This window comes from Pseudoxanthomonas sp. SGNA-20 (genome assembly GCF_003931635.1).
Taxonomy (GTDB): domain Bacteria; phylum Pseudomonadota; class Gammaproteobacteria; order Xanthomonadales; family Xanthomonadaceae; genus Pseudoxanthomonas.
In genome coordinates, this window is the sequence record NZ_RRYK01000001.1 from 1,093,283 (window position 1) to 1,105,615 (window position 12,333).

A 12,333-nucleotide genomic window follows, 5' to 3' on the forward strand; every position below is an offset into this window, starting at 1 on the left:
GGTCGATGGCGGATCGGTCGGCAAACCTAACAGAACCTGCCTCAATACGGAAAGGACTGGTTCCGGATGTTAGGAAGACGTTATCAGCCGCAACGCGGCGTTCGGCCCGCGTTGCGTGCTGCCTGGTAGGTCCCCTGCAGGGTCGGCGCCCGCTGGCGCAGGCTGGCAATCCGGTTCTGCGGGTCGGGGTGGGTGGACAGCCATTCCGGCTGGCGGCTGCCGGCGCCATCGATCATGTTCTGCCACAGGTTGACCGCCTCGGCCGGGTCGAAGCCGGCCTGGGCCATGAGTTGCTGGCCGATCTGGTCCGACTCGGCCTCCTGGTTGCGCGAGAACGGCAGCAGCAGGCCCAGCTGGGCCAGGGTGCCGCCGCCCTGGGTGATGGCCTGGGAGGCGCCGTCGCCATAGCGGGCACCGGCGACCGCGCCGAGCAGGCCCAGCACGCCGGAGGTGGCGGCCTGGCGCGAGACGCGCTCGTTGGTGTGGCGGGCGTAGACGTGGCCGATCTCGTGGCCCAGCACCGCCGCCAGCTGGTCCTGGTTCTTCGCCACCTTGAACATGCCGGTGTGCACGCCGACCTTGCCGCCCGGCAGGGCGAAGGCATTGGGCGTGTCGTCGACGAACACCGCGGTCTCCCACGGCAGCGAGCGCCACTCCGCCGGCAGCTGCGCGACCAGCGCCTGGACCACGCACTGCACGTAGGCCGACTGCTGCCCGCCGGAGAGGGTCTGCTGCTTGGCCTTCATCTCGTTGAAGGCCTGGGCGCCGACCTGGTTGAGCTCGGCGTCCGAATACGCCATGTACTGTTTGCGGCCGGTCGGCGAGGTGGTGGTGGCGCAGGCGGCCACGACCACCGCGATTGCGGCGGCAAGCATCCACTGTCTCATTGTGATCCCGCCCTTGCTGGTTCCACGGGAAAGTGTGTTCGCGGGGGGCTTAACTTTTCGTCAAGCACGCGGCTCAGGCAAGCCCGTGTACCAGCAGCGCCAGGCCGTTGTTGGCCGCATGCGCGGCGATCGGCGCCCACAGCGTGCCGCTGCGCCAGTACAGCCATGCGAACACCGCGCCCATGCCGCTGTACACCGCCAGCAGCATGGCCACCGCCAGCGGCGGGTTGGCGCTCACCCCGGGGACCTCGTGCATCAGCGCGAACGCCAGGCTGCTGAGCACCCCGCCCAGCCACGGCCGGCCGGCGTCCAGGAAGCGCCCGAACAGCACCCGGCGGAACAGCAGCTCCTCGTAGGCCGGGGCCAGGACCACGGCGAACAGCACCAGGAACACCGGCCAGCGCCGCGCGGCCTCGTCCACCAGGGCGAGGTTCGAGGGGACCGGTTCGGCACCGGTCAGCGAGATCAGCCAGCTGGCCAGCGAGCTGCCGGCGAACACCAGCACTCCGGCGCCCAGCGCACGGACCCAGGTGCGCGGACTGCGCGCCGCCTGCCACGACCACTGGCGCTGGTGCGCGGTGGCCGGCCGGCGCCAGAAGTACAGCACCAGCGCCGCCGCGGACATGCCCAGGATCGCCGCCAGCATCTGCACCAGCGCGCCGGGTTCGCCCACCGCGCGCGCCAGGCTGGCGGCGTCGGCGCTGCCGCCAAGCGCGGGCATGGCGGAGAAGGCGCGCCAGGCGCCCCAGGCCATCATCACCGCGAAGGTCACGGCCAGCAGCACGCCCACCGCCACCACCAGGTCCAGGGCGAACGCGCCCAGCACCCGCGGCAGCCGCGCGGTCGGGACCGCGCCGGCGGCATGCGCCGGCGGCGCCGGGGCCGGTTCAGACATCGAGGTTGGCGACCTTCAGCGCGTTGTTCTCGATGAACTCGCGGCGCGGCTCGACCACGTCGCCCATCAGCGTGCTGAAGATCTGGTCGGCGGCGACCGCGTCCTCGATGCGCACGCGCAGCAGGCGGCGGGTGTCCGGGTTGACCGTGGTCTCCCACAGCTGCTCGGGGTTCATTTCGCCCAGGCCCTTGAAGCGCTGGATCTGGCGGCCCTTCTTGGCCTCCTCCATCAGCCAGGCCTGGGCCTCGGCGAAGCTGGCCACCGGCTGGCTGCGGTTGCCGCGGATCACCTGCGCGCCCTCGCGCACCAGGCCGTGCAGCAGCACCGCCGCATCGTGCAGCGGGCGCAGCTCGCCGCTCTCGAAGATCGACAGCGGCAGCACCTGCTGCACTTCCTCGCCCATGTGGCGGCGGGTCAGGCGCAGCGCGGCCGGGCGGTCCTCGGCCGCCGGCAGCAGCTCCAGGCCGAAGCGCGGGGTGCCGAGCTTGCCGCGGTTGAGGCGCGCTTCCAGCGCCTTGAGTTCGGCCGCGCCTTCCGGGTTGCGCGCCAGGTGCTCGGTGTCCAGCGGCGCGAAGTCGACCAGCGCCTCCAGCAGCAGCGGGTCGAAGCGGTGCGCGCTGCGCTGGATGGTGTCGCGCGCGGCCGAATAGGCCAGCAGCAGCTTCTCCAGCGCCTCGCCGGTGATCGGCGGCTCGCCCTCGGCCGGGACCAGTGCGGCGCCGTCGACCGCACTGCTGGCCAGGTAGGCGTCCAGCGCCGCGTCGTCCTTCAGGTACAGCTCCTGCTTGCCCTGCTTGACCTTGTACAGCGGCGGCAGGCCGATGTAGACGTGGCCGCGCTCCAGCAGCTCCGGCATCTGCCGGTAGAAGAACGTCAGCAGCAGGGTGCGGATGTGGGAGCCGTCCACGTCCGCGTCGGTCATGATGATGATGCGGTGGTAGCGCAGCTTGTCGGGGTTGTACTCGTCCTTGCCGATGCCGGTGCCCAGCGCGGTGATCAGGGTGCCGACCTCGGCGCTGGAGAGCATCCGGTCGAAGCGCGCGCGCTCCACGTTGAGGATCTTGCCGCGCAGCGGCAGCACGGCCTGGTTCTTGCGGTTGCGGCCCTGCTTGGCCGAGCCGCCCGCCGAGTCACCCTCCACGATGAACAGTTCAGATAGCGCGGGATCCTTCTCCTGGCAGTCGGCCAGCTTGCCGGGCAGGCCGGCGATGTCCAGCGCGCCCTTGCGGCGGGTCAGTTCGCGCGCCTTGCGCGCAGCCTCGCGGGCGCGGGCGGCGTCCACCACCTTCTCGACGATGACGCGGGCTTCCTGCGGGTGCTCCTGCAGGAATTCCTCCAGGCGCGCGCCGAACACGGCTTCCACCGCCGGCTTGACCTCCGAGCTGACCAGCTTCTCCTTGGTCTGGCTGGAGAAGCTGGGGTCGGGCACCTTCACCGACAGCACCGCGATCATGCCTTCGCGCATGTCGTCGCCGGAGAAGCTGACCTTGGCCTGCTTGGCCAGGCCGTTCTGCTCGATGTAGTTGGTCAGGGTGCGGGTCAGCGCGGCGCGGAAGCCGGCCAGGTGGGTGCCGCCGTCCTTCTGCGGGATGTTGTTGGTGAAGCAGAACATCGTTTCCTGGTAGGCGTCGGTCCACTGCAGGGCGACTTCCACCACGATGCCGTTCTGCTCGCCGCTGACCGAGATCACGTTCGGGTGCAGCGGGTTCTTCAGCTGGGCCAGGTGCTCGACGAAGCTGCGGATGCCGCCTTCGTACTGGAACACGTCCTGGCGGCCCTCGCCGCGCTCGTCGACCAGGGTGATCTTCACGCCGGAGTTCAGGAACGAGAGCTCGCGCAGGCGGCGCGCCAGCACCTCGTAGTGGAACTCGACGTCGGTGAAGATCTCCTGGGCCGGCTTGAAGCGCAGGCAGGTGCCACGCTTGTCCGAAGGCTCCAGCTGCTTGAGCGGGTACAGCGGCTCGCCCAGGGCGTATTCCTGCTGCCAGTGGAAACCGTCGCGCCAGATGTCCAGCCACAGGTGTTCGGACAGGGCGTTGACCACCGACACGCCCACGCCGTGCAGGCCGCCGGAAACCTTGTAGCTGTTGTCGTCGAACTTGCCGCCGGCATGCAGCACGGTGAGGATCACCTCCGCCGCCGAGCGCCCCTCCTCCTTGTGGATGTCGACCGGGATGCCGCGGCCATTGTCGGAGACGGCCACCGAGCCGTCCTCCAGGATCCGCACCACGATGTCGTTGGCGTAGCCGGCCAGGGCCTCGTCGATCGAGTTGTCGACCACCTCGAACACCATGTGGTGCAGGCCGGTGCCGTCATGGACGTCGCCGATGTACATGCCCGGGCGCTTGCGCACGGCCTCCAGGCCCCGCAGCACGGTGATCTTGCTGGAGTCGTAAGTACCTGGGGTGGAGCTGGGAGTCTGTTCGCTCATGCCTTCGCCGCAATCGGAAGCCAGGCCGCACGCCTTGCGGGCGACCGGGTGGCTGTGGGGTGACGGTCGATTATATCAGGCCGGGCCACCCGGCCCGGGACCGCCCTGCCCGGCCCGGATCTGGCCCTGTTCCACGTGGAACACGTGGATGGGCAGCGCGGTATGCCCGGCCAGCACGGCTGGCAGTTCGGTGGCCGTCACCAGCACCTGCACGCCGGGTTGGGCCTCGAGGAAGGCCAGCACCCGGTGCTGGTGGTCGCGGTCCAGTTCCGAAGGCAGGTCGTCCAGGGCCATGACCGGCCAGTGCCTGCGCCGGGCCGCGAAATCCGCCGCCTGGGCCAGCAGCATGGCCAGCGCCGCCAGCTTGGTCTGCCCGCGCGACAGCGCTTCCCTGCCCGGCAGTCCGGCCAGCCGCAGGCGCCAGTCGGCGCGATGCGGGCCGACGCCGGTGTAGCCGAGGGCACGGTCGCGGTCGCGCCCCAATAACAGCGCATCGGCCAGCGATAGCTCGTGCCGGCGCCAGCCGGGCTGGAACTCCAGGCCCTGCAGGGGCAGCGAGGCCGAAAGCCGGGCAGCGACATCCAGCAGCCGGGGTTCCAGCGCGGCCAGGTAACCCTCGCGGAATCCGGTCAGGAGCTCCCCTGCCTCGGCCAGCTCGTGGTCCCAGGCATCCAGCTGGGCATTGCTGCCACCGGACTTGAGCAGCGCATTGCGCTGGCGCAGGGCGCGGGCGTAGCGCCGCCACGGCAGGAGGAAGTCGTGTTCCACGTGGAACAGACCCCAGTCCATGAAACGCCGGCGGTTGTCGGCGGCGCCGGAAATCAGGGCGTGGCTACCGGGATCGAAGGTCACCACGGCCAGTGCCGCGCACAGTTCGCCCAGCTGCGGCACGTCGCGGCCATCCAGGCGCCCGGTCCAGGCGTCGCCGGAATGGCGCAGGCCGGCGCGGCGCAGCGCGGGCACGCCGACCGCGTCGGCCTGCTCCCATTCCACAAATACTTCCAGCGCCTCCGCCTCGTGGCGGACCAGGCCATCACGCACCCGGCCACGGAAGCTGCGGCCATAGGCCATCAGGTGCAGGGCTTCCAGCACCGTGGTCTTGCCGGCGCCGTTGGCGCCCAGCACCAGATTCAGGCCGGGGCCCGGCTCCAGCCCGGCCTCGCCAAAGCGGCGGAAATCGCGCAGCTGCAGCCGGGTTACCCGCATGGCACCGGATTTCCCAATGCAAGACGCCCGGCATCGGCCGGGCGTCGTACAGGTTCCACGTGGAACACGGCCGTTTCCACGGTCAGAGGCGCAGCGGCATGACCACGTGGCGGCAACGGTCGCTGCCGGCCTCGCGCACCAGCGCCGAGGAGTTGGCATCGCGCAGGGCCAGCACGATGTGCTCATCGCGCAGCGCGCCCAGCGCATCCAGCAGGTAGTTCACGTTGAAGCCGATCGCCAGGCCGTCGACCTTGGTCTCCGCCTCGACCTCTTCCTGGGCCTCTTCCTGCTCCGGATTGTGCGCGTTGATGCGCAGCAGTCCGGGCGAGATCTCCACGCGCACGCCGCGGTACTTCTCGTTGGACAGGATCGCGGCGCGCTGCAGGGCGGCACGGATGACCTCGCGGTCGACCTTGACCTCCTTCTCCGCGCCAATCGGAATCACCGCCTCGTAATCCGGGAAGCGGCCATCGATCAGCTTGGAGGTGAAGCTGACATCGTCGCGCTTCACCCGGATGTGGCTGCGACCGATTTCCAGTTCCAGGGTGCGGTCGCCGCCTTCCAGCAGGCGCTGCAGCTCGGTCACGCCCTTGCGCGGGACGATGATCTGGCGCTTGGTGCCCACCTGCTGCTCCAGCGGCGCTTCGCACAGGGCCAGGCGGTGGCCGTCGGTGGCCACGCAGCGCAGGATCTGCTCGCGCAGGTCGAACAGCAGGCCATTGAGGTAGTAGCGCACGTCCTGCTGGGCCATGGCGAAGGCGGTGCGCTCGATCAGTTCCTTGAGCGCCGCTTCCGGAACACTGATGCGTTCGGTGGCTTCGACCTCGTCGACCGAGGGGAAGTCGTTGGCCGGGAGCGTGGCCAGCGAGAAGCGGCTGCGTCCTGCCTGCACCGTGACCTTCTCGCCCGAGAGGCTGATGGTCACCCGGCTGCCGTCCGGCAGGGCACGCACGATCTCGAACAGCTTCCGCGCCGGGATCGTGATCTCGCCGTCCACCGCGTCTTCCACCGCGGCACGGGCAATCATCTCGACCTCCAGGTCGGTACCGGTCAGCGAGAGCTGCCCGTCCTGCACCTGGACCAGGAAGTTGGCGAGAACCGGCAGGGTCTGCCGCCGTTCGACCACGTTGACGACCTGGGCCAAAGGCTTGAGCAGGGCTTCGCGCTGGAGAGTGAAACGCATGGGATTCCGTGCCTCTACGCTTTTAAAGAGATGTGGAATAAATCTGAAAGCGGTGGTGCTGGAGGGCGCCGAAGCCTGTGGAAAACTATAGCAACCCGTTGTTTTTGAAAGCTTTTCCTGGAGGACAAACCTTGCGGGAAAGTCTCCGGGCGATCCGGGACAAGCTGTGGATGGTTTTGGGGGTTGGATTCTGTCCCCGGGTTATCCCCAGCCTGCCCCCGTTTTCCGCCCAATTTACCCCAGCTCGGTCCACCGCAGCCGCCGGCCGCGGACGGATCACTCGCTGAGCTTGCGGATCAGCTTGTCCCAGTCCTCGCGCAGCTTGCCGTCGGTCTCCATCAGGGTGCGGATCTGGCGGCAGGCGTGCAGCACGGTGGTGTGGTCGCGGCCGGCGAAGGCGTCGCCGATCTCCGGCAGCGAGTGCTCGGTCAGTTCCTTGGTCAGGGCCATGGCCACCTGCCGCGGGCGCGCCAGCGAACGGGTGCGGCGCTTGGACAGCAGGTCCTTGACCTGCAGCCCGTAGTAGTCGGCCACGGTCTTCTGGATGTTGGGGATGCCGATCGCCTGCTGCTGGGCGCGCAGCAGGTCGCGCAGGGTCTCCTGGGCGAACTCCACGGTGATCGCGCGGCCGGTGAAGTTGGCGCGCGCGGCCAGGGTGTTGAGCGCCCCTTCCAGGTCGCGCACGTTGGAGCGCATCTTCTTGGCCAGCAGGAACGCGACCTCGTCCGGCACCACGGTGCCGCGCTCGCGCGCCTTGGCCAGCACGATCGCCGCGCGGGTCTCGAAGTCCGGCGGGTCGATCGCCACCGACAGGCCCCAGGCCAGGCGCGACTTCAGCCGCGGCTCCAGGCCGTCCACCTCGCGCGGGTAGCGGTCGCAGGTCATGATGATCTGCTGCCGGCTGTCGAACAGCGCGTTGAAGGTGTGGAAGAACTCTTCCTGGGTGCGGTCCTTGCCGGCGAAGAACTGGATGTCGTCGATCAGCAGCGCGTCGATCTGCTGGAACTGGCGCTTGAACTGGTCGGCGGTCTTCTCCTGCAGCGAGCGGAAGAAGGCGTTGTAGAACTGCTCCGAGCGCAGGTACAGCACGCGCGCGCCCGGGTTGAGGCGGCGCATCTCGTTGCCGGCGGCGAACATCAGGTGGGTCTTGCCCAGGCCGGTGCCGCCGTACAGCAGCAGCGGGTTGTGCGCGCGGTCGCCCGGCTTCTGCGCTGCCTGCCAGGCCGCGGCGCGGCCGAGCTGGTTGGAGCGGCCCTCGACGAAGTTCTCGAAGGTGTAGTGCGGGTCCAGGTTGCCGTTGAACGGCTCGGCCGGGGCGCTGGCGCGCGCCGGGGCCGGCCCGGCGACCGCGGCGGCAGCCGGCACCGGCTCGGCCGGCTTGGGCCGCGAGCCGATCTCCAGGGAGACGTTCAGGTGCCCGGCGAAGTGCTGGGCCAGCTCGCGGATGCGCGCCAGGTAGCGGTCGCGCACCTGCTCGACGATGAAGGCATTGGGGGCATAGAGGACGACGCTGTCGGGGCGCTCCTCGGCCTGCAGGGGTTTGAGCCAGGTATGGACGTCCTCGGCCGGAAGTTCGGCTTCGAGGCGTTCCAGACAGCGGGGCCAGGCATCCATCGGAAAGGCAAAGCTCGTCGGGCGGTGGCCGCGCCGCCGCAAGCGTCGCCGGGCCACCGCATGGGTCGGGTCGGGACGCGCCAGCCTACCATCCGGGCCCGTCTTTTCCCACTGTTATCAACAGGGCATCCACAGGCGCGCGCGCGGCCCGGCGCAGGAGGCATGCACGCGAACTTGACCGAAGTGCCCGCGCTCCCTACACTTTCCGGTTCTTTCGCCCCATTACCGAATCGAGTGCCGCCATGGCCACCAAGCGCACCTTCCAGCCCAGCAACCTCAAGCGCAAGCGCGACCACGGCTTCCGTGCCCGCATGAAGACCGCCGATGGCCGCAAGGTCCTGGCGCGTCGTCGTGCCAAGGGCCGCAAGCGCCTGAGCGCCTGATTCGCCTCGCGGCCCCGTCTTCCGGACCCCGGGCCGCTGCGATCTTCCGCGAGATGACCACGGACCCGCGCGCGCGATTCCCTCGCAGCGCCCGGGTCCGTTCGCGCGTGGAGTATTCCCGCGTGTTCGAGGGCGGCCGCCGCCTCGGCGACGCCCTGCTCGGCCTGCACTGGTTGCCCGGCGACGGCGAGCCGCGCCTGGGCCTGGCGGTGTCGCGCAAGGTCGATCCGCGCGCGGTCGGCCGCAACCGGATCAAGCGCGTGCTGCGCGACGACTTCCGCCACCTGCGCCTGCATCTGGCGCCTGGCGATTACGTGGTCGTAGCCCGTCCGGGCGCGGCGCGCGCCGGCAACGGGCAGCTCCGGCAGGCGTTCCAGCGCCTGCTGCGCAAGGCCGGCGCATTGCCGGGCCCGGCCCGCGGCGGCACAATGCCGGCGCCTCCTCCTTCCGCTTCTCCCTCCGATTCCTTGCCGGACCTTCCCTCCGGCTGAGCCTGCCTGCCCTGATGAACCAGACCCGCGTATTCCTGATCCTCGCCTGGCTGATGGTGGCCGTCCTGCTGTGGATGGAATGGGGCAAGGAGCAGGCCGCACCGCCGGCCTCCGCGTCCGCCCCCACCACCGCCGTGGCCGAGGAGGCGGTGCCGCAGCCGGTGGCCGCGGTCCCGGCCGACGGTTCGGTCCCGGCCGCCACCGCGCCGGCCCCGGCCGTGGCCGCCACCCCGGCGGCGGCGTCCGCGCAGCGGGTCACCGTGAGCAGCGACGTGCTGCGCCTGGTGCTGGACGGCGGCAGCGTGGTCCAGGCCGACCTGCTGCAGTTCCCGCGCAGCCGCACCGGCGATGGCACCCCGGTGCGCCTGTTCGACGCCGACCCGACGCATTTCTATGCGGCGCAGAGCGGCTGGGTCAGCGCCAGCGGCGGCGCCCCCACCCACCTGTCCGGCTTCGTCCCGGCCGAGGCGCAGCGCGAGTACGCGCTGGCCGAGGGCGCGGACACGGTCGAGGTGCCGTTCCTGTGGCAGGGCGACAACGGCGTGCAGATCCGCCGCACCTACGTGCTGTCGCGCGGCGACTACGCGGTGACCGTGCGCGACGAGGTGGTCAATGCCGGGAGCGCGCCGTGGCAGGGCCAGGTCTACCGCCAGCTGGTGCGCAAGCCGCCGGTGATCGAGCGCGGCTACACCAGCCCCGAGTCCTTCAGCTTCAACGGCGCCGCCTGGTACGACGGCAGCTACGACCGCCGCAAGTTCGACGAGGACTACCTGGAGGACGGCAAGCTCAACCTGCAGGCCAGCAACGGCTGGGTGGCGATGCTGCAGCACCACTTCTTCAGCGCCTGGCTGCCGGCCGGCCAGCAGGCGGCGGGCACGATCTCGCTGGACAAGGTGGGCGACCGCGCGCTGGTGCGCGAGGTGGCCAACCCGCTGGTGGTCGCCCCGGGCAGCTCCGCCACCGCCGAGGCACGCCTGTACGTCGGTCCGAAGCTTGTGTCGCAGATCCGCGCCCAGGGCGTGCCCGGCCTGGAACGCGCGGTGGACTACAGCCAGTTCACCATCCTCGCCCTGCTCGGCGAAGGCCTGTTCTGGGTGCTGAGCCACCTGTACGACCTGTTCGGCAACTGGGGCTGGGCCATCATCGGCCTGGTGGTGGTGGTCAAGGCGCTGATGTATCCGCTGTCGGCCGCCCAGTACAAGAGCTTCGCCAAGATGCGCAAGTTCCAGCCGCGCATCCAGCAGCTGAAGGAGCGCTATGGCGAGGACCGCCAGAAGTTCCAGATGGCGATGATGGAGCTGTACAAGAAGGAGAAGATCAACCCGATGGGCGGCTGCCTGCCGATCCTGGTGCAGATGCCGGTGTTCCTGGCGCTGTACTGGGTGCTGGTGGAGTCGGTGGAGCTGCGCCACGCGCCGTGGATCCTGTGGATCCAGGACCTGACCGCGCGCGATCCGCTCTTCATCCTGCCGGTGATCAACGTCGCGGTGATGTGGTTCACCCAGAAGCTGCAGCCGGCCGCCGGCATGGATCCAATGCAGCAGAAGATGATGCAGTTCATGCCGCTGGTGTTCGGCGTGATGATGGCCTTCTTCCCCGCCGGCCTGGTCCTGTACTGGGTGACCAACGGCGCGCTGGGCCTGCTGCAGCAGTGGTGGATGATGAAGCGCCACGGCGAGCCGGCGCCCAAGGCCGCCAAGTAAGCTTCCAGGGAACCCGCCGCCAGGCGGGTTTCCTTTGTCCGCCGCCTGCGCCGCGGGAGAATGCGGACGCCCCGTCCCGTTTGCGACCGCCATGACCGCGTCCGACACCATCGCCGCCATCGCCACCGCCCCCGGCGTCGGGGGCGTGGGCATCGTGCGCCTGTCCGGGCCGCGCGCGCTGGCCATCGCCGCCGCCCTGTGCGGGCGCGAGCCGGCGCCGCGCCGCGCCCTGCGCGCGTTCTTCCGCGAGGCCGATGGCGCGGTGATCGACGACGGCATCGTGCTTGCCTTCCCCGGCCCGCACAGCTTCACCGGCGAGGACGTGGCCGAGCTGCAGGCGCATGGCAGCCCGGTGCTGCTGCAGCGCCTGGTCGAGCGTTGCCGCGAGCTGGGCGCGCGCCAGGCGCGGCCGGGCGAGTTCAGCGAGCGCGCCTTCCTCAACGGCAAGCTCGACCTGGTCCAGGCCGAGGCCATCGCCGACCTGATCGCCGCTTCCGACCTGCGCGCCGCGCGCGCCGCGCGGCGTTCGCTGGAAGGCGCGTTCTCGCGCCAGGCCGAGGCCATCGCCGCCGAGCTGCTGCGGCTGCGGATCCACGTGGAGGCGGCAATCGACTTCGTCGACGAGCCGATCGAGACCCTGGGCCTGCCCCAGGTGGCCGCCGGCCTGCAGCGGCTGCGCGCCGCGCTGGAGCAGCTGCTGCAGCGGGCCGAGCGCGGCCGCCGCCTGCGCGACGGCCTGCACGCGGTGCTGCTGGGCCGGCCCAACGCCGGCAAGAGCTCGCTGCTCAACGCCCTGGCCGGCGACGCCCGCGCGATCGTGGCCGACGTCGCCGGCACCACCCGCGACGTGCTGCGCGAGGTGGTGCGGATCGACGGCCTGGAACTGGTGCTGGCCGATACCGCCGGCCTGCGCGAGGGCGGCGACGCGATCGAGCGCGAGGGCATGCGCCGCGCCCGCGCCGAGGTCGAGCGCGCCGACCTGGCCCTGCTGGTACTCGACGCGCGCGACCCGGAGCCGGACCGCGCGCTGCTGGAGGAAGTGGCGCGCGAGGTGCCGCTGAAGCTGTGGATCCACAACAAGGCCGACCTGCTGCCGGCGCCGCCGGCCGGCGACGGGGCGCTGTACGTGTCGGCGCTGACCGGACAGGGCCTGGACGGGTTGCACGCGGCCCTGCGGCGGCTGGCCGCCAGCGGTGCGCCGGAGGCGGCCGAGGGCGAGTTCAGCGCGCGCGCCCGCCACCTGGAGGCGCTGCGCCGTACCCTGCAGGCGGTGGACGCCGCGGCCCTGGAGCTGGAGGCCGGGCAGCTGGAGCTGGCCGCCGAACAGCTGCGCCTGGCCCACGACGCGCTGGGCGGCCTCACCGGCCGCCTCACCGCCGACGAACTGCTGGGCCACATCTTCTCCAGCTTCTGCATCGGCAAGTAGGCGCGCCGGCGCGGCCGACGAACGCTTGTGCGCGGCCGACGCGCGGTTGACAATCGGGGACGTACGGCGCGATACGGGGAGCCGTATTCCGTAGTCAAACGGGTTCCACCACGG

General features: G+C 70.5%; 10 protein-coding genes. 4 read left to right on the top strand and 6 right to left on the bottom strand.

Going from position 1 to position 12,333, the window contains the following annotated elements:
• Window positions 1-83: 83 nt before the first annotated feature.
• The 6 genes from EIM48_RS04895 to dnaA form a co-directional block, all read right to left on the bottom strand.
• The gene (locus EIM48_RS04895) at window positions 84-887 is read right to left on the bottom strand and encodes a M48 family metallopeptidase (protein ID WP_125111170.1); all 804 of its coding nucleotides are present in this window, start codon (window positions 885-887) and stop codon (window positions 84-86) included.
• Window positions 888-960: 73 nt separating this feature from the next.
• Window positions 961-1,782 carry a type II CAAX endopeptidase family protein gene (locus EIM48_RS04900; protein WP_125111171.1) on the bottom strand — a complete coding sequence of 274 codons (822 nt, stop codon included), beginning with the start codon at window positions 1,780-1,782 and terminating at the stop codon, window positions 961-963.
• A complete protein-coding gene (gene gyrB, locus EIM48_RS04905; protein ID WP_019397387.1) occupies window positions 1,775-4,213 on the bottom strand; it encodes a DNA topoisomerase (ATP-hydrolyzing) subunit B in 2,439 nt (812 codons plus the stop codon). The genes EIM48_RS04900 and gyrB overlap by 8 nt, the downstream gene beginning before the upstream one ends.
• A gap of 75 nt (window positions 4,214-4,288) precedes the next feature.
• On the bottom strand, window positions 4,289-5,419 hold the full coding sequence (gene recF / locus EIM48_RS04910; protein ID WP_125076414.1) for a DNA replication/repair protein RecF: 1,131 nt from the start codon (window positions 5,417-5,419) through the stop codon (window positions 4,289-4,291).
• Window positions 5,420-5,501: 82 nt separating this feature from the next.
• Window positions 5,502-6,602 (bottom strand): DNA polymerase III subunit beta, encoded by a 1,101-nt coding sequence (dnaN, locus tag EIM48_RS04915; RefSeq protein ID WP_125111172.1) that lies wholly within the window; start codon window positions 6,600-6,602, stop codon window positions 5,502-5,504.
• Between the two features lie 276 nt (window positions 6,603-6,878).
• Window positions 6,879-8,216 carry a chromosomal replication initiator protein DnaA gene (gene dnaA / locus EIM48_RS04920; protein WP_019397384.1) on the bottom strand — a complete coding sequence of 446 codons (1,338 nt, stop codon included), beginning with the start codon at window positions 8,214-8,216 and terminating at the stop codon, window positions 6,879-6,881.
• 242 nt (window positions 8,217-8,458) lie between these two features.
• Between dnaA and rpmH the strand changes: the two genes are divergently transcribed.
• From rpmH to mnmE, 4 genes are all read left to right on the top strand, one after another.
• Window positions 8,459-8,599, top strand: coding sequence for a 50S ribosomal protein L34 (rpmH, locus tag EIM48_RS04925; RefSeq protein WP_019397383.1), 141 nt, complete (start codon window positions 8,459-8,461; stop codon window positions 8,597-8,599).
• Between the two features lie 53 nt (window positions 8,600-8,652).
• Window positions 8,653-9,090, top strand: coding sequence for a ribonuclease P protein component (gene rnpA / locus EIM48_RS04930; protein WP_050992112.1), 438 nt, complete (start codon window positions 8,653-8,655; stop codon window positions 9,088-9,090).
• Window positions 9,091-9,104: 14 nt separating this feature from the next.
• Entirely contained in the window at window positions 9,105-10,793 is a 1,689-nt protein-coding gene (gene yidC, locus EIM48_RS04935) for a membrane protein insertase YidC (protein ID WP_019397381.1), read from the top strand.
• 91 nt (window positions 10,794-10,884) lie between these two features.
• Entirely contained in the window at window positions 10,885-12,219 is a 1,335-nt protein-coding gene (gene mnmE, locus EIM48_RS04940; RefSeq protein WP_125111173.1) for a tRNA uridine-5-carboxymethylaminomethyl(34) synthesis GTPase MnmE, read from the top strand.
• Window positions 12,220-12,333: the final 114 nt, after the last annotated feature.

Bases quoted from the DNA above. Each gene is read 5' to 3' on its own strand.
- dnaN (WP_125111172.1), bottom strand. From the start codon at position 6,602: ATGCGTTTCACTCTCCAGCGCGAAGCCCTGCTCAAGCCTTTGGCCCAG.
- mnmE (WP_125111173.1), top strand. From the start codon at position 10,885: ATGACCGCGTCCGACACCATCGCCGCCATCGCCACCGCCCCCGGCGTC.
- rnpA (WP_050992112.1), top strand. From the start codon at position 8,653: ATGACCACGGACCCGCGCGCGCGATTCCCTCGCAGCGCCCGGGTCCGT.
- EIM48_RS04900 (WP_125111171.1), bottom strand. From the start codon at position 1,782: ATGTCTGAACCGGCCCCGGCGCCGCCGGCGCATGCCGCCGGCGCGGTC.
- dnaA (WP_019397384.1), bottom strand. From the start codon at position 8,216: ATGGATGCCTGGCCCCGCTGTCTGGAACGCCTCGAAGCCGAACTTCCG.
- gyrB (WP_019397387.1), bottom strand. From the start codon at position 4,213: ATGAGCGAACAGACTCCCAGCTCCACCCCAGGTACTTACGACTCCAGC.
- yidC (WP_019397381.1), top strand. From the start codon at position 9,105: ATGAACCAGACCCGCGTATTCCTGATCCTCGCCTGGCTGATGGTGGCC.
- recF (WP_125076414.1), bottom strand. From the start codon at position 5,419: ATGCGGGTAACCCGGCTGCAGCTGCGCGATTTCCGCCGCTTTGGCGAG.
- rpmH (WP_019397383.1), top strand. From the start codon at position 8,459: ATGGCCACCAAGCGCACCTTCCAGCCCAGCAACCTCAAGCGCAAGCGC.
- EIM48_RS04895 (WP_125111170.1), bottom strand. From the start codon at position 887: ATGAGACAGTGGATGCTTGCCGCCGCAATCGCGGTGGTCGTGGCCGCC.